The 23,535-nt window shown below is 60.2% G+C and carries 23 protein-coding genes; 12 read left to right on the top strand and 11 right to left on the bottom strand.

All coding sequences use genetic code 11. The features are described 5' to 3' along the window. Positions 1-272 precede the first annotated feature (272 nt). From fepC to fepD, 3 genes are read right to left on the bottom strand one after another with little or no spacing between them, the layout of a single operon-like run. A complete protein-coding gene (gene fepC / locus M8013_RS00430; RefSeq protein ID WP_271265868.1) occupies positions 273-1,073 on the bottom strand; it encodes an iron-enterobactin ABC transporter ATP-binding protein in 801 nt (266 codons plus the stop codon). Continuing rightward, positions 1,070-2,059 (bottom strand): iron-enterobactin ABC transporter permease, encoded by a 990-nt coding sequence (gene fepG / locus M8013_RS00435; protein WP_271265869.1) that lies wholly within the window; start codon positions 2,057-2,059, stop codon positions 1,070-1,072. Before fepG ends, fepC begins: the two co-directional genes overlap by 4 nt. Then, the gene (gene fepD, locus M8013_RS00440; protein ID WP_271265870.1) at positions 2,059-3,063 is read right to left on the bottom strand and encodes a Fe(3+)-siderophore ABC transporter permease; all 1,005 of its coding nucleotides are present in this window, start codon (positions 3,061-3,063) and stop codon (positions 2,059-2,061) included. The genes fepG and fepD overlap by 1 nt, the downstream gene beginning before the upstream one ends. A gap of 111 nt (positions 3,064-3,174) precedes the next feature. Between fepD and entS the strand changes: the two genes are divergently transcribed. Continuing rightward, positions 3,175-4,422, top strand: a complete 1,248-nt coding sequence (entS, locus tag M8013_RS00445) for an enterobactin transporter EntS (protein ID WP_271265871.1) — start codon at positions 3,175-3,177, stop codon at positions 4,420-4,422. A gap of 55 nt (positions 4,423-4,477) precedes the next feature. On the opposite strand, the gene fepB is transcribed toward entS, so the two are convergent. Further along, entirely contained in the window at positions 4,478-5,437 is a 960-nt protein-coding gene (gene fepB, locus M8013_RS00450) for a Fe2+-enterobactin ABC transporter substrate-binding protein (RefSeq protein WP_271265872.1), read from the bottom strand. A gap of 187 nt (positions 5,438-5,624) precedes the next feature. Between fepB and entC the strand changes: the two genes are divergently transcribed. Genes entC through entH form a run of 5 tightly spaced genes read left to right on the top strand, consistent with a single transcriptional unit; the run spans position 5,625 to position 10,454 of the window. Then, positions 5,625-6,800: an isochorismate synthase EntC gene (gene entC, locus M8013_RS00455; protein WP_271265873.1), complete on the top strand. Its 1,176-nt coding sequence runs from the start codon at positions 5,625-5,627 to the stop codon at positions 6,798-6,800. Positions 6,801-6,809: 9 nt separating this feature from the next. Beyond that, positions 6,810-8,420, top strand: coding sequence for a (2,3-dihydroxybenzoyl)adenylate synthase EntE (gene entE, locus M8013_RS00460; RefSeq protein ID WP_271265874.1), 1,611 nt, complete (start codon positions 6,810-6,812; stop codon positions 8,418-8,420). A 10-nt stretch (positions 8,421-8,430) separates the two neighbouring features. Then, positions 8,431-9,285 carry an isochorismatase gene (locus M8013_RS00465; protein ID WP_271265875.1) on the top strand — a complete coding sequence of 285 codons (855 nt, stop codon included), beginning with the start codon at positions 8,431-8,433 and terminating at the stop codon, positions 9,283-9,285. Next, on the top strand, positions 9,285-10,040 hold the full coding sequence (gene entA / locus M8013_RS00470; RefSeq protein ID WP_271265876.1) for a 2,3-dihydro-2,3-dihydroxybenzoate dehydrogenase EntA: 756 nt from the start codon (positions 9,285-9,287) through the stop codon (positions 10,038-10,040). The genes M8013_RS00465 and entA overlap by 1 nt, the downstream gene beginning before the upstream one ends. After that, positions 10,041-10,454 carry a proofreading thioesterase EntH gene (entH, locus tag M8013_RS00475; protein ID WP_271265877.1) on the top strand — a complete coding sequence of 138 codons (414 nt, stop codon included), beginning with the start codon at positions 10,041-10,043 and terminating at the stop codon, positions 10,452-10,454. A 49-nt stretch (positions 10,455-10,503) separates the two neighbouring features. On the opposite strand, the gene M8013_RS00480 is transcribed toward entH, so the two are convergent. From M8013_RS00480 to M8013_RS00490, 3 genes are read right to left on the bottom strand one after another with little or no spacing between them, the layout of a single operon-like run. Further along, on the bottom strand, positions 10,504-11,616 hold the full coding sequence (locus M8013_RS00480) for a M20 family metallopeptidase (RefSeq protein ID WP_271265878.1): 1,113 nt from the start codon (positions 11,614-11,616) through the stop codon (positions 10,504-10,506). Positions 11,617-11,630: 14 nt separating this feature from the next. After that, on the bottom strand, positions 11,631-12,095 hold the full coding sequence (locus M8013_RS00485; protein ID WP_271265879.1) for a YjiG family protein: 465 nt from the start codon (positions 12,093-12,095) through the stop codon (positions 11,631-11,633). Further along, positions 12,095-12,814 carry a nucleoside recognition domain-containing protein gene (locus M8013_RS00490; protein ID WP_271265880.1) on the bottom strand — a complete coding sequence of 240 codons (720 nt, stop codon included), beginning with the start codon at positions 12,812-12,814 and terminating at the stop codon, positions 12,095-12,097. Before M8013_RS00490 ends, M8013_RS00485 begins: the two co-directional genes overlap by 1 nt. A 293-nt stretch (positions 12,815-13,107) precedes the next feature. On the opposite strand from M8013_RS00490, the gene cstA reads away from it, so the two are divergent. Continuing rightward, the gene (gene cstA / locus M8013_RS00495) at positions 13,108-15,213 is read left to right on the top strand and encodes a pyruvate/proton symporter CstA (RefSeq protein WP_271265881.1); all 2,106 of its coding nucleotides are present in this window, start codon (positions 13,108-13,110) and stop codon (positions 15,211-15,213) included. A 105-nt stretch (positions 15,214-15,318) separates the two neighbouring features. Further along, a complete protein-coding gene (locus M8013_RS00500) occupies positions 15,319-15,516 on the top strand; it encodes a YbdD/YjiX family protein (protein WP_249568719.1) in 198 nt (65 codons plus the stop codon). Here the strand turns inward: M8013_RS00500 and M8013_RS00505 are convergent. The 4 genes from M8013_RS00505 to M8013_RS00520 all read right to left on the bottom strand — a co-directional run bounded on the left by M8013_RS00505 (position 15,513) and on the right by M8013_RS00520 (position 18,288). After that, a complete protein-coding gene (locus M8013_RS00505) occupies positions 15,513-15,917 on the bottom strand; it encodes a helix-turn-helix domain-containing protein (RefSeq protein ID WP_271265882.1) in 405 nt (134 codons plus the stop codon). The genes M8013_RS00500 and M8013_RS00505 overlap by 4 nt on opposite strands. Continuing rightward, the gene (locus M8013_RS00510) at positions 15,898-16,194 is read right to left on the bottom strand and encodes a type II toxin-antitoxin system RelE family toxin (RefSeq protein WP_271265883.1); all 297 of its coding nucleotides are present in this window, start codon (positions 16,192-16,194) and stop codon (positions 15,898-15,900) included. Before M8013_RS00510 ends, M8013_RS00505 begins: the two co-directional genes overlap by 20 nt. 192 nt (positions 16,195-16,386) lie before the next feature. After that, entirely contained in the window at positions 16,387-17,130 is a 744-nt protein-coding gene (locus M8013_RS00515) for an SDR family NAD(P)-dependent oxidoreductase (protein WP_271265884.1), read from the bottom strand. 69 nt (positions 17,131-17,199) lie between these two features. Continuing rightward, on the bottom strand, positions 17,200-18,288 hold the full coding sequence (locus M8013_RS00520; RefSeq protein ID WP_271265885.1) for an oxidoreductase: 1,089 nt from the start codon (positions 18,286-18,288) through the stop codon (positions 17,200-17,202). Between the two features lie 162 nt (positions 18,289-18,450). Here M8013_RS00520 and M8013_RS00525 point away from each other — a divergent pair, with 162 nt between their 5' ends. The 4 genes from M8013_RS00525 (at position 18,451) to M8013_RS00540 (ending at position 23,372) form a co-directional block, all read left to right on the top strand. After that, positions 18,451-19,953 (top strand): sugar ABC transporter ATP-binding protein, encoded by a 1,503-nt coding sequence (locus M8013_RS00525; RefSeq protein ID WP_271265886.1) that lies wholly within the window; start codon positions 18,451-18,453, stop codon positions 19,951-19,953. Continuing rightward, positions 19,950-20,945, top strand: a complete 996-nt coding sequence (locus M8013_RS00530; RefSeq protein ID WP_271265887.1) for an ABC transporter permease — start codon at positions 19,950-19,952, stop codon at positions 20,943-20,945. The genes M8013_RS00525 and M8013_RS00530 overlap by 4 nt, the downstream gene beginning before the upstream one ends. Positions 20,946-20,965: 20 nt before the next feature. Then, on the top strand, positions 20,966-22,030 hold the full coding sequence (locus M8013_RS00535) for a sugar ABC transporter substrate-binding protein (protein ID WP_271265888.1): 1,065 nt from the start codon (positions 20,966-20,968) through the stop codon (positions 22,028-22,030). Positions 22,031-22,130: 100 nt separating this feature from the next. Continuing rightward, positions 22,131-23,372 (top strand): LVIVD repeat-containing protein, encoded by a 1,242-nt coding sequence (locus M8013_RS00540; RefSeq protein WP_271265889.1) that lies wholly within the window; start codon positions 22,131-22,133, stop codon positions 23,370-23,372. The last annotated feature ends 163 nt before the right edge of the window (positions 23,373-23,535 follow it).

Raw genomic sequence — 23,535 nt, forward strand, 5'->3', positions numbered from 1 at the left:
CGAAAGTGGGGGTGATCGACCTGAAGAAAAAGTCGATCACCATGGGTAAAGGGTGTTAAAAAGTGTTCACCATGTCCCCGAACACCTGTTTACCATGTCCCCGGTCTGTACACCCACAGGGAGAGGGGATTGCACGGAGCTGTCTTTTCTCCCTCTCCCTGTGGGAGAGGGGATTGCACGGAGCTGTCTTTTCTCCCTCTCCCTGTGGGAGAGGGGATTGCACGGAGCTGTCTTTTCTCCCTCTCCCTGTGGGAGAGGGCAGGGGTGAGGGGTCAGACCGCGCATTTACCCAACGGCACTACCAGCGGCGTGCCCGCCACCGGATCGTCGATGATCATGCAGCGCAGGCCATAAATACGCTCGATCAATTCAGGCGTCACAATCTCTTTCGGCGCACCTTCCGCCACAATCTTACCCTCACGCAGGGCAATCAGGTGGGTGGCATAGCGGCAGGCCTGGTTGAGGTCGTGCAGCACCGCGGCCAGCGTGTAGCCCTGAGTCCGGTTCAGATCGGCTAACAGCTCCAGCAGGTCAATCTGATGGCTGATATCCAGCCAGGTGGTCGGTTCGTCCAGCAGCATGATCGCCGTTTCTTGTGCCAGTACCATCGCAATCCACGCCCGCTGGCGCTGCCCGCCGGAAAGGGTGTCGACGCTCTGCGCCGCCAGGTCGGTAATGCCCGTTGCCTGCATCGCTTTTGCTACTGCCGCTTCATCTTCTTTGCGCCAGCGGGTAAACATCGGTTGATGCGGGTAGCGCCCGCGCGCCACCAGCTCTTGCACGGTGATGTCCCCCGGCGTGGTGGCGTTTTGCGCCAGCAGCCCGACCCGGCGCGCCACCTCTTTGCTGGCAAATCGCTGGATCTGCTCGCCATCAAGAAACACATTGCCGTCGATCGGCGTCATCAGGCGACTCAGGGTACGTAACAGGGTCGATTTACCGCAGCCGTTGGGGCCGATTATGGCGGTAAAGTGACCATCGGGGATCGCCACCTGCAGATTCTCGGCCACGATTTTTTTGCCATAGCCAAGGGTTAAATTGTCGCCGCGCAGGCGGGTTGCGGTGTTTGTCATTTCTTGCGGGACTCCTGAACAAGCAAGACGATAAGGTAGATCCCGCCAAGGCTGACCGTCACCACGCCCACCGGAAGTTGATAAGGCATAAACAGCTGCTGGGCGCAGAGATCGGCCGCCAGCAGCAGCAGCGATCCGCACAGCGCCGACTGGGTTAATCCCCAGCGGGCGGTGCCGCTCAGACGGCGGGCAATGTGCGGCGCCACCAGCGCGATAAAGGAGATCGGCCCGGCGATGGCGGTGGCGGCGGCGGTTAACACTACTGCCACCAGCATCAGCATCAGACGCGAACGCTCAACGCCGACGCCCAGCGCGCAGGCACTGTCATCGCCCATCTCCAGCAGGCGCAGGCGTTTTACCAGCAGCCACGCACAGACAAACATCAGCAGGATCAGCGGCGCAGCAGGCAGCGTTTTGGCCCAGGTCAGGCCGTTAAGCGAGCCCGCGAACCACAGCCCGGCGGAAAGCGAGGTCTCGAGCGAGGCCCGCAGCAGCAGCCAAGTATTAAACGCCATCAGCATCGCGCGCATCCCGATGCCGATGATAATCAGGCGGAAGGTTTCAATGCCGTTTCGCCAGGCAAGCGCCCAGACCACCAGCGAGGTGAGAATACCGCCCGCCATCGCCGCCAGAGTGATGGCCGTCAGATGCTGACCAAACAGCACCATTGCCACCAGCACGCCGCTCCAGGCACCGGTGTTAAAGCCCATGATATCCGGGCTGCCGAGCGGGTTACGCATCAGCGACTGGAAAATCGCCCCGCTGATACCCAGCGCAGCACCCACCAGCAGGGCCATCATCACCCTCGGCAAGCGCCATTCGGTCACCACCAGCGTGATATTGCGCGGCGCGCTGCCGGTCAGGGCATCAAACACCTGGCTGAAATCGAGCGCCACGGCACCGCTTTGCAGGCTGATCATCGCTACGGCCAGGCTTACCAGCACCAGCAGCAGACAGCTCCACACTAAACGACGGGAGGGGGCCATCACAGGGCACCTCCGCGCTTACGGCGCACCAGGAAAATCAGTACCGGCGCGCCAATAAAGGCGCTGACCACCGAGACGCGCAGCTCGCCGGGCACCAACAGGCGGCCAATAATATCGGCAAACAGCAGCAGGGCAGGGGTGGCAAGCAGGGTCACCGGCAGCGACCAGCGGTGATCGGCCCCCACCAGCCAGCGGGCCATGTGCGGCATCATCAGGCCGATAAAGGCGATCGGGCCGACTACTGCCGTGGCGCTGCCGCACAGGACGGTGATGACCAGTAATCCTGTGAGCTGGGTGCGCGCGACCCGGCTACCCAGCGCGGTGGCGGTGTCGCTGCCCAGACTCAGGCTGTTGAGCGCCCGGCTTAACAGCAGCGCCACGGCGGCGGCAATCAGCACCGGCACGCTGACCACTTGCAGGGTTTGCAGGGTACGGATATCCAGCGAACCCGCCTGCCAGAAGCGCAGCTGATCGTAGACGTCCGGGTTGAGCAGGGCGATGCCGTTGGATAACCCGTCGAGCACCGCGCCGAGCGCCACCCCCGCCAGGGTCAGGCGCACCGGGCTGAGCTGGCCCCCGCCCTGGCTGCCGGTAAAAGCCACCAGCAGCGAGGCGGCAAAGGCACCGCATAATGCCATCACCAACTGTTCGCTGGGGGAAGAGAAACCAAACAGCGCGGCGCCCACCACGATGGCGAAGCTAGCACCCGCGTTCACCCCCAGAATGCCGGGGTCGGCCAACGGGTTGCGGGTCAGGGTTTGCATCAGCGCCCCGGCAAGGCCCAGCGCCGCTCCGGCCAGCAATCCGGCAAGGGTTCGCGGCAGGCGGGCATCCCGCACGATGGTGCAGTCAGCGCTCTGACAGGTAGCAGAAAAGGCATCGACCACCACGGAAAGCGGCAGCGGTTTGGCACCCACCAGCAAGCTGAGGGCAATCGCAAGGAGGAGCAGTAACAGTAAACCGGGCACGGCAAGGGCGCGTGGCGCGGAAGAGGAGTACGACATAGCAACGTCCATGATTTGATAATGATAGTAATTATCGTTATCTATCTTATTTGGCTATGTTAGCATGTGCGGCCATGGAATTGGTATAAAAGAAACCATTAAGGCTTTGTAATGACCCGACAATCCTGGCTGCTTAATCTGAGCCTGTTGAAGACCCATCCGGCGTTCCGCGCTGTCTTTATCGCCCGCTTTATCTCTATTCTTTCGCTTGGCCTGTTGGGCGTTGCCGTACCGGTACAGATCCAGATGATGACCGGCTCCAGCTGGCTGGTGGGGCTGGCCGTCACCTTAACCGGCGGGGCAATGTTTGTCGGCCTGATGGTCGGCGGAGTGCTGGCGGATCGCTACGAGCGTAAAAAGCTGATCCTGCTGGCGCGCGGCACCTGTGGGGTGGGGTTTGTCGGTTTATGCCTAAACGCGATGCTGCCCGAGCCCTCGTTAATTGCGATCTATGCCCTCGGCCTGTGGGACGGCTTTTTTGCCTCCCTTGGGGTGACGGCGCTGCTGGCGGCGACGCCAGCGCTGGTGGGGCGAGAAAATCTGATGCAGGCCGGGGCGATCACCATGCTGACCGTGCGCCTGGGGTCGGTCATTTCCCCGATGGTCGGCGGCCTGCTGCTGGGCACCGGCAACGTGGCCTGGAACTACGGCCTCGCGGCGGCGGGCACCTTTATCACCACCTTAACCCTGCTGCGTCTGCCGTTGCTGCCGCCTCCGCCACAGCCGCGCGAGCATCCGCTCAAATCCCTGCTGGCGGCGATCCGTTTTCTGTTTAACAGCCCGCTGATCGGCGGGATTGCCTTGCTGGGTGGTCTGCTGACGATGGCGAGCGCGGTGCGGGTGCTCTATCCGGCGCTGGCTCACGAGTGGCAGATGAGCGTATCGCAGATCGGATTCCTGTACGCCGCAATTCCGCTCGGTGCGGCGCTGGGTGCGTTGACCAGCGGTAACCTGGCGCAGAGTGCCCGTCCAGGGCTGATTATGCTGCTGGCCACCTTTACGTCGTTTATTGCGATTGGGCTGTTCAGCCTGATGCCGATGTGGGCGCTGGGCGTGGTCTGTCTGGCGCTGTTTGGCTGGCTGAGTGCGGTGAGTTCTCTGCTGCAATACACCCTGATCCAGACCCAGACCCCGGAAGCGATGCTCGGGCGGATCAACGGCCTGTGGACGGCGCAGAACGTCACCGGCGATGCCATTGGTGCCGCGATATTGGGCGGGCTGGGGGTGATCATGACCCCGGTGGCGTCGGCCAGCAGCAGCGGTTTTGTGTTAGCCATTGTCGGGGCGATGTTGCTGATGGTGCTGGCGGAGTTACGTCGGTTCAGGCAGGAGCCTGTGTTAAACGACAGTGCGGCCTGATGCCCTCACCCCGGCCCTCTCCCACAGGGAGAGGGAGAAAATCGAGCCCGCACGATTATTTAAATAATTCCTCTACCCGCCCCAGGACCCGCATCGCGCTGAAATAGTCCAGACGGAAGCTTTCGGTGCCCAGCGCCCAGACGCGCTTGTGCTGTACCGCAGGCAGGTGCGCCAGCAGCGGGTTAGCGTAGATCGCGTCCACATCTTTCTGATCCCCGGCAAACAGGAACAACCCTTCGCCGTTCAGCCCGGTTGCCAGGTTTTCGCCGCCCAGCTGAATAATGTCATGACGTTTGCCCTGGCTTTGCGAGGCGTTGAGCCCGGCGGGCAGCGTGGCCAGACTAAAGCCGAGCTGTTGCAGCAATTTGCCCTGTGCGGATTCGGCGGTCCACAGGTTGGCGCTGTGCGCGGCGGCGGTATAGACGAGGGCATTCACCGGCTGCGGGGGCTGTTTAATCTGCTGCTTCACCTTTGCGAGCTGCTGATCAAATTCTGCGATACGCGCCGCGGCCTGGGTTTCCTGCCCGGTGAGGGTGCCCAGCTGGGTTAACAACGCCTGCCAGCTTTTATCGTCGTAATTGATAACCAGCGTCGGGGCAATGGTCGAGAGCTGATCGTACAGCGCCACGGCAGAATCCCCGCCGGTGGCGCTAATCAGGATCAGGTCCGGCATTTGCGCCGCCACCGCTTCAGCACTCGCTTCACCAATGTACAGACGCTTAAGCTGGCGCTGTTTAGCGATATCGCCCCACTGGCGCAGGAAACCCTGATCGTCCGCCACCCGGTTGTTCGGCGTGGTAGCCCCGCTGGCAACCACCGGAGCATCAATCGCCAGCAGCGAGCCGGTGAGGGTCACGCTGGTGGAGACAATCCGCGTCGGTTTGCTCGCAAGTGTTTGCGTTCCGTGACTGTCCGTCACCTGACGCGGCCAGTCGGCGGCAAGGGCTGAGGTTAATCCTGAAAGTAAAAGTCCGGTTAAAAGCAGGGTGTTACGACAGATGGCGGGCAGTTTCACTGAGGGAGATCCTGTTTTTGCTGAGGTTAATGCTTCTCATTTTCATGAATGAGCGGGAGGGATGCAAGCGATAGTCGCACAAGTTGCACTGTCTGCGGTTGACAGCGCCGCGCGCTGGGATTAGGTTAGCGAGCGAAAATATAAATGATAATAATTCTTACTGCTTTTATCATTTCAGGAGGATGATATGGATACGTCACTGGCTGAGGACGTTCAGCACATCGCGACTACGCTGCAATCTGACAGCTTCTTTTTTATGTCGCCTTACCGCAGTTTTACCACGTCGGGCTGTTTTGCCCGCCTTTCTACACCCGCCGTTGGCGGTGACTCACTGGCGAGCGCCTTTCAGCAGCAGTTGACGCAGGCCTTTGCGGATGCCAAAGCCAACGGCATGGCTAACCCCATCATGGTGGGGGCGATCCCGTTTGATACCCGCCAGCCGTCGTCGCTGTTTATTCCGCAGCAGTGGCAGAATTTTGCCCGCCCGGCGCGCCAGCAGTCTGCCCGTTACGCCAGCCAGTCGCAGTCGCTGACGGTAAAAAACCGCACTGAGATCCCGGGGCAGCTGGCGTTCGAAGAGATGGTCGCCCGCGCTGCGGCGCTGACCGCCACCCCGCGGGTCAATAAAGTGGTGCTCTCGCGCCTGATTGATATCGCCACCGTTGAGAACATCGACAGCAGCGCCCTGCTGGAAAGGCTGATTGCCCAGAACCCGGCCAGCTTTAACTTCCATGTTCCGCTGGAGGATGGCGGCGTCCTGCTTGGAGCCAGCCCGGAGCTGCTGCTGCGTAAAGAGGGCGCGCATTTCAGCTCACTGCCGCTGGCCGGTTCGGCCCGTCGTCAGCCCGATGACATGCTCGATCGCGAAGCGGGCAATAAGCTGCTGGCCTCGCAGAAAGATCGTCACGAACATGAACTGGTAACCCAGGCGATGAAAGCGGTACTGACCCCGCGCAGCCATCAGCTGACCATGCCATCCTCCCCGCAGCTGGTGAATACCCCGACCCTGTGGCACCTGGCGACCCCGGTAGAAGGCGAGGCGCGTGACGATGAAAATGCCCTGACCCTGGCCTGTCTGCTGCACCCGACCCCGGCGCTGAGTGGCTTCCCGCACCTGGCGGCGAAAGAACTGATTGCCGAGCTTGAGCCGTTCGACCGCGAACTGTTTGGCGGCATCGTCGGCTGGTGCGACAGCGAAGGTAATGGCGAGTGGGTGGTGACGATCCGCTGCGCGCGTATCCACGCCAACAGCGTGCGCCTGTTTGCTGGCGCGGGCATCGTGCCGGCTTCTTCCCCGGTTGGTGAGTGGCGCGAAACCGGCGTCAAATTGTCCACCATGCTGAACGTTTTTGGCTTGCACTAAGGATTAACCATGACCCTTCCCTTTACCCGCTGGCCCGACGATTTAGCCCGGCGCTACCGTGAAAAAGGCTACTGGCAGGATCTGCCCCTGACCGACATTCTGACCCGCCACGCCGACAGCGATGCGCGGGCAATCGTCGACGGGGATCGCCACCTGAGCTGGCGTCAGTTCCACCAGTCCGTTAACAATCTGGCCGCTGCCCTGCAGACGCAGGGCGTGAAGCGCGGCGAAACCGCGCTGGTGCAGCTCGGCAACGTGGCTGAGTTCTACATCACCTTTTTTGCCCTGCTGCAGGTGGGCGTTGCCCCGGTCAATGCGCTCTTTAGCCACCAACGCAGCGAGCTGAACGCCTACGCGTTACAGATCGAACCCACGCTGCTGATTGCCGATCGCGCCCACGCCCTGTTTGCCGGCGATGATTTCCTGAATACCTTTGTCGACCAGCACCGCTCCGTGCGCTGCGTGCTGCTGCGCGGCGATGATGGCGAACATGCGCTGGAGGCCGCCATTGCGCGGCCGGCACAACAGTTTGTCGCGACGCCAACGCCTGCCGATGAAGTGGCGTTTTTCCAGCTTTCCGGCGGCAGCACCGGCACGCCGAAGCTTATCCCGCGCACCCACAACGATTATTACTACAGCATCCTGCGCAGTAACGAAATTTGCGGCATTACCGCCGACACCCGTTACCTGAATGCGCTGCCCTCGGCACACAACTTTGCGATGAGTTCGCCTGGCTCGCTGGGGGTGTTTATGGCCGGTGGCTGCGTGGTACTCGCGCATGATCCCAGTGCCACGCTGTGCTTCCCGCTTATCGAACAGCATCAGATTACCGTTACCTCGCTGGTACCGCCCGCGGTCAGCCTGTGGCTGCAGGCCATCAATGAAGGGTCGGGTAATGCCCAACTGGCGTCACTGCAGTTGCTGCAGGTAGGCGGGGCGCGCTTGTCTGCGACCCTGGCAACGCGTATTCCGGCGGAGATCGGCTGCCAGCTCCAGCAGGTGTTTGGCATGGCCGAGGGGCTGGTGAACTACACCGCGCTGGATGATACCCCAGAGCGTATTACGCATACCCAGGGCCGCCCGATGAGCCCGGACGATGAGGTGTGGGTGGCCGATGAGCACGGCAATCCGCTGCCGCGTGGCGAGGTGGGTCGCCTGATGACCCGCGGGCCATACACCTTCCGCGGCTATTACAAAAGCCCGGAGCACAACGCCAGCGCCTTTGATGAGAACGGCTTTTACTGTTCCGGGGATCTGATCGCCATTGATGAACAGGGTTACATCACCGTGCAGGGGCGTGAGAAAGATCAGATCAACCGCGGCGGGGAAAAGATCGCCGCCGAAGAGATCGAAAACCTGCTTCTGCGTCATGAAGCCGTCATCCACGCTGCCCTTGTCAGCATGGAAGACAGTCTGCTGGGCGAGAAGAGCTGCGCGTATCTGGTGGTGAAACAGCCCCTGCGTGCGGTCGAAGTACGCCGCTTCCTGCGCGAGCAGGGCGTGGCTGAATTCAAACTGCCGGATCGCGTGGAGTGCCTGGACGCATTGCCGCTGACCCCGGTGGGCAAAGTTGATAAAAAACAATTACGCCTGTGGCTGGCCGAACGGGCGCAGGGCTGAGGAGAATACAATGGCAATTCCAAAATTAACCGGCTACGCGCTGCCAGGCGCAAGCGATCTCCCGACCAATAAAGTGAGCTGGGCCGTGGAGCCTGCGCGGGCGGCGCTGCTGATCCACGACATGCAGGAGTATTTTCTCAACTTCTGGGGCGATAGCTGCCCGATGATGGAGCAGGTGGTCGCCAATATTGCGGCCCTTCGCGACTACTGCAAAAAGCACAATATCCCGGTTTACTACACCGCCCAGCCGAAAGAGCAGAGCGATGAAGACCGCGCCCTGCTGAACGACATGTGGGGGCCGGGCCTGACCCGCTCGCCGGAGCAGCAGCGCATCGTCGCCGCGCTCACCCCGGACGACGCCGACACGGTGCTGGTGAAGTGGCGTTACAGCGCATTTCACCGCTCGCCGCTGGAGCAGATGCTGAAAGAGAGCGGCCGCGACCAGCTGATTATCACCGGCGTGTATGCCCACATTGGTTGCATGACCACCGCCACCGACGCTTTTATGCGCGACATCCAGCCGTTCTTCGTCGCCGATGCACTGGCGGATTTCAGCCGCGACGAGCACCTGATGTCGCTCAACTACGTGGCCGGTCGTTCTGGTCGCGTGCTGATGACCGACGAACTGCTGCCATCGGTTCCGGCCAGCAAAGCGGCGCTGCGGGCGCTGATCCTGCCGCTGCTGGACGAATCCGACGAGCCGATGGATGACGAAAACCTGATCGACTACGGGCTGGACTCGGTGCGCATGATGGCGCTGGCGGCGCGCTGGCGCAAAGTGCACGGCGATATCGATTTTGTGATGCTGGCGAAAAATCCGACCCTTGATGCCTGGTGGACGCTGCTCTCCCGCGAGGTGAAATAATGGCCGGGCTGGATTTTAGCGGCAAAACCGTCTGGGTGACCGGGGCCGGAAAAGGCATCGGCTACGCCGCCGCGCAGGCCTTCGTGGAAGCAGGAGCGGAGGTGACCGGTTTTGACGTGGCCTTCCCGCAGGCGAGCTACCCGTTTGCGACTGAGGTGCTGAACGTGGCGGACGCGCAGCAGGTGGCTGACGTCTGCGGCCGTTTGCTCAACACGCTGCCTCGCCTGGACGTGCTGGTGAACGCCGCCGGTATTTTGCGCATGGGGGCGACCGAGCAGCTGTCGCAGGATGACTGGCAGCAGACCTTTGCGGTCAACGTTGGCGGAGCGTTTAACCTGTTCCAGCAGACGATGGGCCAGTTTCGTCGTCAGCAGGGCGGGGCAATTGTTACGGTCGCCTCCGACGCCGCGCACACGCCGCGCATCGGCATGAGCGCCTATGGCGCATCGAAAGCAGCGCTGAAAAGCCTGGCGTTGACCGTTGGCCTGGAGTTGGCGGGCAGCGGCGTGCGCTGTAATCTGGTGTCGCCGGGTTCGACCGATACCGACATGCAGCGTACCCTGTGGGTCAGTGATGACGCAGAGCAGCAGCGCATTCGCGGCTTTGGCGAGCAGTTCAAGCTCGGTATTCCGCTGGGTAAAATCGCCCGTCCCGAGGAGATTGCCAGCACCGTGCTGTTCCTCGCCTCCGACCACGCCAGCCACATCACGCTGCAGGATATTGTGGTCGATGGCGGCTCGACGCTGGGGGCCTAGATGATCTGGAAACGGCACTTATCGCTGGAAGAACTCAACGCCACCAGCCTGAACACGATGGTGGCGCATCTGGGGATCGTGTATACCCGAATTGGCGACGACACCCTCGATGCCGAGATGCCGGTGGATACCCGCACCCATCAACCGTTTGGCCTGCTGCACGGCGGGGCGTCGGCGGCGCTGGCGGAGACGCTGGGGTCGATGGCCGGTTTTCTGATGACCCGCGACGGGCAGAGTGTGGTGGGAACGGAGCTGAATGCCACCCATCACCGCGCGGTGTCGCAGGGAAAGGTGCGCGGCGTTTGTCAGCCGCTGCACCTGGGGCGTACCAGCCAGAGCTGGGAGATCGTGGTATTTGACGAGCAGGGACGCCGCTGCTGTACCTGCCGGTTAAGTACGATGGTGCTGGGGTAGGTTGGGTGGAATCGCCGGGCGGCGCTGACGCTTGCCCGGCCTACGACTGTTACAACATCGACACCACCCGTTTCAGTAACCGGATCCGTGGTTCAATCGAGGCTATTTCCAGCCACTCCGCCGGACTGTGGAAACCGGCCCCGGTCGGGCCAAAGCCGTCAAGCGTTGGGATGCCCAGCGCGGCGGTATGGTTGGCATCGCTGCCGCCGCCCACCGCCTGCCAGGTGATGGCGATCCCCTCTTCGCTGCCTGCTTTTTCAACCAACTGCATCAATGCGCGCGTCTCGTCGCTGCCGGCCATCGCCGGTTTGTGATTCACCCGGGTGAGGGTGGTGGTCACGCCGTCGAGGAAGCCGCTGGCACACAGAGACGTCAGCGCCTGATGTACCCGATCGCACTCGTCATTTTCCCAGAAACGGACATCGAGTTCGGCTGTGGCGCTGTCGGCTACCACGTTGCCCGCGCTGCCGCCGCTTATCACCCCGACGTTCAGGGTGGTGCCGCGCGCCAGATCCGTCAAACCGTTGATGGCCAGAACACTGTGGGCGAGAGCCACGATTGCCGAGCGGCCTTTCTCCGGATCATTGCCGGCATGGGCCGCCACGCCGCTGAATTCGAGCGTGTAACCCGCCATCCCTTTACGCGCTTTCACCAGCGATCCGTCGGCACGCGCCGCTTCGCACACCAGCACGCAGCGGGAACGTTTCGCCAGCTCGCCGATCCAGTGATGGGAGTAGACGGAACCGGTCTCTTCGTCCGGGTTCATCGCCACCGCGATCGACAAGCGATCGTTGTCAGCGGCATCCAGCTCGCGCATCGCCCACAGAATATTCAGCAGGCCGCTTTTCATGTCCGAGACGCCAGGGCCATACAGACGGGTCTCATCCTGGCTTAGCGGGCGCGCTGCCACGGTGCCTGGGGCAAAGACCGTATCCAGATGGCCAACCAGCAGCACGTCAAAGCTATCGGCCAGCGGCTTATTGGTGACCAACACGCCGGGGCCGACCTTATCACCCAAATCAATCTGCTCGGTGTGCCAGCCTTCGGCCTGCCAGAAGAGCTGCATAATGCCTGCGACCGTGGCGACGCCGTCGAGGGTTTTGGTACCGCAGTCGACGTTGACCAGCGTTTTCAGTTCATCGATATAGTGTTCAAGATTCATGGGGACGTCCTTTTTCAGAGAATAATGCGCATCAGCAGCATGGCTAAGAAGGCGTTGATAACCGAAATGCCGATCATCAATGGAATACGGGTGGCGCGGGTGCCAATGACCCCCAGAATGCGCCCGAGGTACTGTACCTGCGAGCCCATCAGGTAGATGGCCGGAGCGAGGATCGCCAGGTGTTCACCGGTCAGGATGCCTTTATCAAACAGGCCGATGGCGACGCCAATCCCGCCGCCCATCGACATCCAGCCGCCAATCAGCACCGCGGCGGCTTCGCCTGGCAGGCCAAACAGCCCCATCAGCGGAGCGAAGATCAGCCCCAGGCCTTTTAGCGCGCCGGTGATCTCCAGCGCTTTGATGATAATAAAGGCCATCACCACGTTCGGCAGCGTGCTGCTGGTGGCGATGCTCCAGCCCTTGCGGGCACCTTCGACAAAGACATCGGTAATCACGGGGTTCGAGTGCGGGGCGCTCATCAGGCTTCTCCTTCTGCCGGGGTGACTACGGGGGTTTTATTGCTCTGGAATCTCACGATCAGGCGCATCATATTTGCGCCGACGATTTTCATAATAAACATCACCGCGATGCAGGCTCCAATGGAGGTGGGCACCGCCGCCGTGCCATCGACGGCAATCAGGGTGAAGAGGATCGCGCCGGACGAGAAGAAGTTAGTGATCATCGCCCCGGCCGAGAACTGGAACATGGCGAAGACATCTTTTTCGTTCTCGGTGATTTGCCCCTCATCGGCGAGGTTGCGGGTCAAAGACGCGCCCACGTCGGTGCTTTGCAGGCTGCCGATCATCGCCAGCCCGGTGGTGCCAGGGATGCCCAGCAACGGGCGCAGCAGCGGCGTTAACAGCTTGCGGGCGGCACGCAGCGCGCCATAATGCTCCAGCACGTTGATCATCCCGAGGGCAAACATCACCGCCGGGATCAGCCCGAGAGCGAACAAAAAGCCGTCCATCGCGCCGCTGCCGCCGGTGCCGCGAAAGGCACTGGTGGCGGTAGTTAAGGTGCCATCTTCGAGGCTGGCTTTACTGACCACCTTGCCGAACGCGCCGTTCAGCGTGGTGAAATCAAACACGCCGTACCACTCTTTTCCGCCTAACAGGCCGGAGAAAAAAACCGCTGCAAAGGCCAGCGCAACGTACGCGCCGGGCCCCACCTTGTACTCCTGAGGGTGTGAACTTTTCATTTCCTTTTCCTTGTTAATCGCGTGGTTTTGCACGGTCATTCTGGTGGGATTACCCATAAAAAAGCTGATGCAAATCATTCTGTAATGAGGGGTAAGGGAAAATTTGTGCGAAGTGTGAGCTGGATGGGGGCGTGGTTCAGACAGCGTGCGGGGCGAAAGTGATCGGCTTAACAATGTTATGTAAATGACTGGTTGGATGTCTGCTTTTATGTGTAGTTGAGTTGTTAAATCTTAAGCGAGTGTTATAGATACAAAATGTAACATCTCACTTCTGCGATGATGGAAACCATACCATGAATACTTCAGGGAAATACCTCATCTGGGCCGCGCTCTCCGTGGTGGGGGCCTTTTCGTTGGGCTATATCGCTCTCAATCGTGGTGAACAGATTAATGCGCTGTGGATAGTGGTCGCCGCAGTCTGTATTTATCTGATTGCCTATCGTTTTTACGGTAAGTTTATTGCCCACAACGTGCTTGCGGTTGACGCGACGCGCATGACGCCTGCGGTGCGGCATAACGACGGTCTGGACTATGTCCCAACCGACAAAAAAGTGCTGTTCGGTCACCATTTTGCTGCCATTGCCGGCGCCGGGCCGCTGGTCGGGCCGGTGCTTGCCGCGCAGATGGGCTATCTGCCGGGGATGATCTGGATCCTCGCTGGGGTGGTGCTGGCCGGTGCGGTGCAGGACTTTATGGTGTTGTTCGTCTCCACCCGTCGCGACGGGCGTTCGCTCGGCGAGCTGGTGAAAGAGGAGATGGGCCCGACCGCCGGGGTGATTGCGCTGGTGGCGTGCTTCATGATCATGGTAATTATCCTCGCGGTACTGGCGATGATCGTGGTGAAAGCCCTGACCCACAGCCCGTGGGGAACTTACACTGTGGCCTTTACCATCCCGCTGGCGATTTTTATGGGCGTCTATATTCGCTATCTGCGCCCAGGGCGCATCGGTGAAGTGTCGGTGATTGGCCTGTTCTTCCTGATCTTCGCCATTATCTCGGGCGGCTGGGTGGCAGAGAGCCCAACCTGGGCGCCGTACTTTGATTACACCGGCGTGCAGCTGACCTGGATGCTGGTAGGCTACGGTTTTGTCGCTGCCGTGCTCCCGGTGTGGCTGCTGCTGGCTCCGCGCGATTATCTCTCTACTTTCCTGAAAATCGGCACCATCATCGGGCTGGCGATCGGCATTCTGATCATGCGCCCAACCCTGACCATGCCTGCGCTGACCAAGTTTATCGACGGCACGGGCCCGGTCTGGTCCGGGAGCATGTTCCCGTTCCTGTTTATCACCATCGCCTGTGGCGCGGTGTCTGGCTTCCACGCGCTGATCGCCTCCGGCACCACGCCGAAGATGCTGGCGAATGAGAATCAGGCCTGCTTTATCGGCTACGGCGGGATGCTGATGGAGTCCTTCGTTGCCATCATGGCGCTGGTCTCGGCCTGCATTATCGATCCAGGCGTCTACTTTGCGATGAACAGCCCGATTGCGGTGCTGGCCCCGGCCGGTACGGTGGATGTGGTCGCGTCTGCGGCGCAGGTGGTCAGCGGCTGGGGCTTTGCCATTACCCCGGAAACCTTGACCCAGATTGCTAACGAAGTGGGCGAGCAGTCGATCATCTCCCGTGCGGGCGGTGCGCCGACGCTGGCAGTGGGGATGGCCTACATTCTGCACGGCGCGCTGGGCGGCCTGATGGACGTGTCGTTCTGGTATCACTTTGCCATTCTGTTCGAAGCGTTGTTTATCCTGACGGCGGTGGATGCGGGCACCCGTGCGGCGCGCTTTATGCTGCAGGATCTGCTGGGGGTTATCTCTCCGGGCCTGAAACGCACCGAATCGCTACCGGCTAACCTGCTGGCGACGGCGCTGTGCGTGCTGGCGTGGGGTTATTTCCTCCATCAGGGGGTGGTCGATCCGCTGGGCGGTATCAACACCCTGTGGCCGCTGTTCGGTATTGCTAACCAGATGCTGGCCGGGATGGCGCTGATGCTCTGCGCGGTGGTGCTGTTCAAAATGAAACGTCAGCGCTACGCCTGGGTGGCGCTGGTGCCGACGTCCTGGCTGCTGATCTGTACCCTGACCGCAGGCTGGCAGAAGGCCTTTAGCGCCGACGCTAAAGTGGGCTTCCTCGCCATCGCCAACAAGTTCCAGGCGATGATCGACAGCGGCAACATTCCGGCGCAGTATACGAAATCGCAGTTGTCGCAGCTGGTATTCAACAACCGTCTGGATGCCGGGCTGACCATCTTCTTTATGGTGGTGGTCGTGGTGCTGGCGCTGTACTCTGTGAAGACCGCACTGGCGGCCCTGAAACAGGACAAGCCAACCGCGAAAGAGACGCCTTACGAGCCGATGCCTGCGAACTATCAAGAGATTGTGAACCAGGTGAAACGGGCACATTAAAAACAATGCCGGGTGGCGCTAACGCTTACCCGGCCTACATTCCTTATCCCCCTCTTCCTTTGGGAGAGGGCCGGGGTGAGGGGAAACAAACAGAGATAAAACACTATGTTCGACACCCTATCCAAAGCCGGTAAATACTTAGGCCAGGCGGCCAAAATGATGATTGGCGTGCCGGACTACGACAATTATGTCGAGCATATGCGCATCACCCACCCCGATCAGCCTCCGATGACCTACGAAGAGTTTTTCCGCGAGCGCCAGGAAGCGCGCTACGGCGGCAAGGGCGGCGCGAAGTGCTGTTAACCCTCTTTCGGTAAATACAAACTGATCTGTTCCTGCTTGCAGCCATAAATGGCGGCCAGTTTTTCGCGGGTGCGCTTTTGCGGGCGGGAGTCGAGGGCCTCAAGTTGTGATACGGCGGACTGGCTGATGCCCAGCTTGTCGGCAACCTCCTGTTGCGATAAGCCGCAATGAATGCGCCAGGCAGCCTGCAGGCTGACATCCTGCCAGGTCATGATGCTGCTCACGTCACCGGGCAATAAGACGTCATCGTATATATCGTGCTCGATCTCAATCTCTTCGAGATCGTCATCCGTTTCATCGTCGATTTCGGACATTTGCAAGCACATACGAAAGTATTCGGCGTAGGGGATTACGGCGTATTGTGCTTTCCCTTTATCATCCTTAATTATCTGAACAGCCATAGGGCATATTCTCCTCATGTAGGTAAGTGGTGGATGTTCTGCGCGTCACGGACAAAATATAACAATCGTTATGCGGCTCATCCCGAAGGGTCATGATGATTCGATAATTACCCACTCGTAGCCTGAAATAGTTGTCCGGCCCTGATATTTTTTTGATATCGGGCCGGGGAGCAGAACGGTCATTTAGTTGGCCAAGCTTTGCTTCTATTCGCTGCCGATACCGGCTGTCGATTTTAGCGAATGCCTTCTTTGCAGTCCGTGACCAGACAATCTTCATTCGTACCTCCACTGTACGCCCACACGAAATATAAGGGAATAATAAGACTATTAGATAAATTCCGAATGTCTTATGGGGGGTACTGTAGGGCGAGGGGGAAACCGAAGAAAGCAGCAAAAAAGGGTATTTCGAAGCGGCTCGAAAGCGCCTCTGTCGGGCGACAGAGGCGTACATGCACGATGCGATCGGGCGTCAGGCATTCAGCCCGCCGTCGACATCCAGCCCGGTGCCGGAGATCTGCCCGGCGGCGGGGCTGGCAAGGAAGGTCACTGCCGCTGCAATATCGTCCGGCTGGCCGTAATGCCCGGTAGCAATGAGCTGACGCTGAGAATCGGCCTGTTCGCCGTCCTCCGGGTTCATATCACTGTTGGTCGGGCCGGGATGGACCAGATTCACGGTAATGCCGCGCGGGCCCAGATCGCGCGCCAGACCCCGGGTGAAGGAGTTAAGCGCGGATTTGGTCATCGAATAGACAGATATGCCAGGCTGGGCAACGCGGTTCGCCAGACAGCTGCCGATGTTGATGATGCGTCCGCCTTCGGAGAGATGCGCCAGTGCAGCCTGAGTAGCAATCACCACGCCACGGATGTTGACGTTAATCAGCGCGTCGATGTCCGCCAGGGTCATCGCCTCCAGCGGGCCACCGCGCGCAATCCCGGCGTTGTTGACCAGAATATCCAGTCCACCGAGGGTTCGCGCCGCGTGCGTGACGGCATCCTGAATGGCCTCTGCGCTGGCGCTGTCGGCCTGAATCGCCGCGCTCTGGCGGCCCAGTGCCGCAATCTCATTCGCGACGGCCTCGGCTTTGTCGGCGGACTTTTCATAGGTGATAACCACATCGGCACCTGCCTGAGCAAGCGACAGCGCAATGGCGCGGCCAAGGCCACGACTGGCTCCGGTAACCAACGCCTTCTTACCTGTTAAATCGATCTGCATGATGACCTCGTTAGAGAGTGATGAGAACCCTCATTAGGTATAGAAGGCGTGCGTCCGGCGTCAATGCGCTTAGCGGCTGAGGTTTTCGACTTTCTCAAATGCGGCGCGCAGACGCGCAGGCGAAAGGGCGATCGGCAGGGCGTGAATCGACTCTACCGGGCGCAGCGTATGGGCAATGACCTTGTCCATATCATCGTGATTGTCGATATCTACCGCCAGCGCGCGCAGGGTGGTCGGCAGGTTGAAGCGCTGATATGCCGCCACCAGCTCGTGCAGCACCTCGTCCTGGTCGAGCAGGGCGCTCTGCACCAGAATGCCGTACGCCACTTTAGTGCCGTGCAGGAATGGCGCAGTCTGCGGTAACACGGTTAAGCCGTTATGCACCGCATGTGCGGCGGCCACGCGGGTGTAGCGCTCACCGAGCCCGCCCACCATCCCGCCGCCGGCAATAATGGCGTCCACCACGTCACGAAATGCCTGCGTCACGTCGCCGCGCGTCTGGTCAGCCAGCGCCTGCTCGCTGTGGTCCAGCAGTACGTCGCGGATCGCCAGTGCGCCGTTAATGCCAAGCCGGACCGTCAGCGGCAGATGTTCCGGCTGCGGGGCCAGCACTACCGCTTCGTACCATTTCGCCAGCGTATCGCCGATCCCGGCCAGCAGATACTCCGCCGGGGCGTTGAGGATAATCTCCGGTTCAACCAGCACCAGATAATTGGCGTCGTCGAAAATTTCAAAATGCAGCGCCTGTCCGGCATCGTTGTACCACACCGACAGCGGGGTCCACGCCGCGCAGGTGGCCGCGATGGTCGGAATGGCGACCACCGGTAATTCCAGACGCCGCGCCACCGCTTTCACGGTATCCAGCAGCGCGCCGCCGCCGACGCCAATCACCACGCGGCGATCGCCTCCGGCTGCTTGCGCGAGCTGATCCACATCGTGCTCGCTGCAGTGGCCGCTAAACAGCAGTCGTTTTGCCCCCTCGGCATGAAAGCTCTCTGGCAGGAACGGCCGGGCGCCTTCGATAGCGCGTTCGCCGTAGATCCACACCGCGCGGTCGAGTTGCTCCGGGGTAAAGAAATCGTGCAGGCGGGCCAGGGCTCCGGCGTGGGAGTAGTAATTTGCCGGGCCGGGAACGACGCGGATATCAGTGTTGCTCATGAAGTTGTCCTTATTTGCGAAGCGCTAACCCGATGTTATGGCTAGACATCCAGATGGCTAATATTATTTTGCTTTATCTTATGCTTTTTCTGTCGTTGCCAGCCAGTCCCGGCTGTGAAAAATTCTATAAATCAAAAGATTAATCATAAGGGATCATCGCGGATGATAACCAGTCGCCTCGAGATGCGCGGCATCAGCCTGGCCTTTTCGGGCTTTCAGGCGCTGTCGCGCGTCGATTTTACGTTGACGGGCGGATCGGTTCACGCGCTCACCGGCGCGAACGGTGCCGGTAAATCCACCCTGATGGCGGTGCTGTGCGGCACGCACGCGCGCTATGAAGGCGAAATCATCATTAACAATCAGCCGGTCGCCATTCGTGAACCGGTCGACGCCAAACTGCTGGGCATTCATCTGGTGCAGCAGGAAGTGGACGTGGCGCTGATCCCCGGCCTCAGTATTGCCGAAAATATCATGCTCGACCATCTGGCGCAGCCGGGGCATCGCTACCGTTGGGGTACCGTGCGCGAGCAGGCCCGCCAGGCGCTGGCGCAGCTGGACGTCACCCTTGACGTGCGCCGCTCGATCGACAGTTGTTCGCTGGCCGAAAAACAGCAGATTTTGCTGGCGCGGGCACTCTCCCATCACTGTCGGTTTCTTATTCTGGATGAACCCACCGCGCCGCTGGATGCCCATGAGAGCGAGCGGTTGTTTGCGGTGGTGCGTCGTCTGCAGCTGCAGGGGATCGGGGTGGTGTTTATTTCCCACCGCATTCACGAGCTGAAAGCCATCTGCGACACCTTAACCGTGCTGCGCGACGGCAAGATGATTGAGTCCGGCCCGATGGCTGAGCTGAGCGGCGAGGCAATTGTCGAGAAGATGCTCGGCCACGAGCTGAGCGATATTTATCCGCCTGCACGCCCTGCGTACAGCGATGAAACCCTGCTTCGTGTTGAGGGGTTGCATGACGAAGGGCTGCTGAAGGATATCTCTTTGCACCTGCGGAAAGGCGAAATCCTCGGCATTGCCGGGCTGGCAGGGGCAGGAAAAACCGAGCTCTGCAAGGCGCTGTTTGGTGCCAGCAAAAGCCGGGTGTCGGCAGGCGAGCTGAACCAGCAGCCGTGGAAGCCGCGCGATCCGGCGGATTCGGTATTGCGCGGACTGGCGCTGGTGCCGGAAGAGCGACGCAAAGAGGGCATTTTTATCGATGAGCCGGTCAGCATGAACCTGGCTGTGTCAGCCGATAATACGTTTTCGCGCTGGAGCCTGTTCGGCCATCGTCAGGCGTGGCGCTGGGCGGAAGAGGTGATTGCCCGGGTGGGCGTGCGTACGCGCGGGCCGGGGCAGGTGCTGCGTCGGCTGTCTGGCGGCAATCAACAAAAAGTGGCGATCGGCAAATGGCTGCGCGGCAATGCGCAGGTGCTGATCTTCGACGAGCCCACCAAAGGGGTGGACGTGAAGGCCAAAACCGATCTGTTCCAGCTGATTGACGGCCTGGCGCGGGAAGGCAAAGGGGTGATTTACGCCTCGGGCGAATTCGCCGAGCTGGTGGGATTATGCGATCGCATCTGCGTGCTGTGGGACGGGCGCATTGTGGCCGAAGTCGACGGCGCAGACGCCCGCGAAGAGACATTACTTTATTATTCAACCGGAGGTACGGCGTCGTGAGCAAGGCCCTTTCAGTGAATGCGGCGGCGTCTGGCCGTCAGCAAATTTTCGATTTTCTCTATAAATGGGGCATGTTGCTGACGGTGGTCGCGCTGGTGGCCATTTTTGGCGTGGCGTCGGAGAACTTCCTCGATCCCTTTAACATCATCAACATTTTGCGATCTATCGCCATCGTAACGGTGATTGCCATCGGCGTCTCCATCTCGCTGACCGTCGGCGGGTTTGACCTCTCGGTTGGCTCGACCGCGTCGCTGGCGAATGCGCTGGTTATTTCGCTGTTCGTCTGGCACGGCTTTGGCACCACCGAGTCGATCCTGATCACCTTAGCGCTCTGTACCCTGGTCGGGCTGTTTAACGCCTTTTTGATTGTCATTCTGCGCATCCCGGACATGCTCGCTACGCTGGCCAGCTTGTTTGTTATCCAGGGCGTGGCGATGACCTACAGCTACGGTGGGTCAATTACCGAAAACATGGTCCTGCCGAGCGGTGACATGGCCGAAGGCGTTATTCCGGCGGCGTTTGGTGCGCTGGGGCAGGTGCCCACCATCGTCATTATTATGCTGGCTGTGACCGTGCTGGCGCAGCTTGGGCTGTCGTTGACCACCCACGGCCGGCGGATGTATGCCATTGGTGGCAACCCGGAGGCGGCGCGCTTATCCGGCATTCGTACCACCCGCTACAAGGTGGCAGCCTACGTGATTGCCTCGCTGCTGGCGGGGCTTGGCGGGATTCTGCTGGCCTCGCGCATTGGCTCCTCGCAGGTCAATGCGGGCGGCGGCTATCTGATGGATGCCGTGGCGGCGGCGTGGATCGGCTTTTCGCTGGCGGGCTCCGGCAAACCGAATGCGCTGGGCACCCTGGTGGGGGCGGTGATCCTCGGCGTGCTCTCCAACGGGCTGGTGATGCTCTCGGTGCCGTATTACGCGATGGACATTATAAAAGGGCTGGTGCTGGCGGTGGCGCTGGCTATCACCTACATACAAAAACGTTAACAACACAACGGAAAACCATAATGAAAAAAATTGCACTCTCTTTAGTGGCGCTGGGGTTACTGACATCATTACCGGGCTACGCTGCCACACCTGCTCCGGTTCCGGCCGCGATTGCCAACCACGACGGACAGATCCGCATTGCGGTGATCCGCAACCTGGGCTCCGACGACAACACCACCCAGTTTGTCTCCGGTGCCATTCAGGAAGGGAAAAAACTCGGCTTTAAGGTCAGCACCTTTTTAAGCAACGGTGATGACGCCAAATTCCAGGACTTTGTGAATCAGGCGATCAGCCAGAAATATGACGGCATTATCCTGTCTCAGGGTCGCGATCCCTACTCAACTGCGCTTATCAAAAAGGCGGTCGATGCGGGCATTAAAGTGGCGGTGTTTGATACTGCCGTAAACGGCGAGATCCCGGGCGTGACCGTCACCCAGCAGGATGACGCCTCCCTGACCAACCTCTCATTTGGCCAGTTGGTGAAAGATTTCAACGGCAAGGCTAACATCATCAAGCTGTGGGTTGCTGGCTTCCCACCGATGGAGCGTCGTCAGACTGCCTATCAGGAACTGTTGAAGCAGAACCCGGGCATCAAGGAGCTGGAATCTATCGGCGCGGTCTCCTCTGACGTGCAGGGCGATACCGCCAACAAAGTCGGTGCGGTGCTGGCGAAATACCCGAAAGGCAAGATTGACGCGATTTGGGGAACCTGGGATGCCTTCAGCCAGGGCGCATACAAAGCGCTGAAAGAGAACGGCCGTACCGAGATCAAACTCTACAGCATCGACATCTCCAACCAGGATTTACAGCTGATGCGTGAAGCAAACAGCCCGTGGGTGGTGAGCGTGGCGGTGGATCCGAAGCTGATCGGTGCCACCAACGTGCGCCTGATCGCCAACAAAATTGCCGGTGAAACCACCCCTGCGACCTATGACTTTAAAGCGGCGGCCATTCCGCAGGCGCTGCTGTCGGCACAGGCTGGCGCGGTGAACGTGGCGTCACTGGGCAAAATCATTCCAGGCTGGGGCCAGACCGAAGACTTTATCGCCCCGTGGTTCGCGACGTTAGAAGCGAAGAACAAATAACATTATCCGGTGGCGGTCTGGTGCGGTCTGATGCCCTCACCCCGGCCCTCTCCCACAGGGAGAGGGTGAAAACCAACGCCACCGGGCAAAAGGAGTGGATGTGACTGCATTACCCACCCCCGAATACAGCCGCAATATGCGGCTGATTGGTCATAGCGACCAGGGCGGACGGCCGGACGGCGTTCAGCTGATGGTGCACCGCGGTTTTGCGTATATCGGCCATATGGTGTCGCAGGGCTTTTCAATTGTTGACGTGCGCGACCCAAAGAACCCGAAAGCGGCGGGCTATGTGCCTGCGCCGCCCGGCACCTGGAACGTGCATCTGCAGGCCCACGACGATCTGCTGCTGGTGATCAACGCCCGGGATCTGTTTGCCGACGCGCGTTTTGCTGACGAAAAAGTCTATTACACCCGTCAGGTGGGGGAGACGGTCAGCGACGTACAGGACAAAGGCTGGAGCGCCGGGCTGCGTATTTTTGATATCTCCACGCCCGATAAGCCGCGTGAAATCAGCTTCCTGTCGCTGAGTGGTATCGGTATTCACCGCATCTGGTACGTCGGCGGGCGCTGGGCTTACGTTTCGGCGCTGATCGACGGCTTCACCGATTACATCTTCCTGACCATCGATCTGGCCGATCCGCGTAACCCGCAGGTTGCCGGGCGCTGGTGGCTGCCGGGGATGAACCAGGCGGCAGGGGAACAACCGAACTGGCCGGAGGGCAAACGCTATGCCCTGCATCACGCCATTATTGCCGGTGATACCGCCTATGGTAGCTGGCGCGACGGCGGTCTGACCCTGCTGGACGTAAAGGATCGTACTCAGCCGACGCTCATTAGCCATCGCAACTGGAGCCCACCGTTTGGCGGCGGGACCCACACCGCGCTGCCGTTGCCGGACCGGGATCTGCTGGTGGTGCTGGACGAGGCGGTGCTCGACAATCAGGAAGATGGCGAAAAGCACATCTGGCTGTTTGATATTCGCGACCCGTCGAACCCGATCAGTATCTCAACCTTCCCGCAGCCGAACGAGCGCGACTACGTGGCGAAAGGGGCGCACTTCGGGCCGCACAACCTGCACGAGAACCGTCCTGGCAGCTTTGTCAGCTCAACGCTGATTTTTGCCACGTATCAGAATGCGGGCGTGAGGGCGTATGACATTTCGGATCCGTATCGCCCGGTGGAGACCGGCGCGCTGGTGCCTGCTGCACCTGCGAAGATGATGGATACCCGACCGAACCGCCCGCAGGTGATTCAGTCGTGCGATGTGTTTGTCGATGCCGAGGGGATTATTTACAGTACCGATTATAACGGCGGGCTGTCGGTGATTGAGTATTTGGGATGAGTGCGGTTTGATGCCCTCACCCCGGCCCTCTCCCACTGTACAGACCGGGGACATGGTAAACAGGTGTTCGGGGACATGGTGAACACTTTTTAACACCCTTTACCCATGGTGATCGACTTTTTCTTCAGGTCGATCACCCCCACTTTCGTGCTGTACCACCACA

Origin of the sequence: Silvania confinis, from assembly GCF_025564085.1 — a bacterium.
Classification (GTDB): domain Bacteria; phylum Pseudomonadota; class Gammaproteobacteria; order Enterobacterales; family Enterobacteriaceae; genus Enterobacter; species Enterobacter confinis.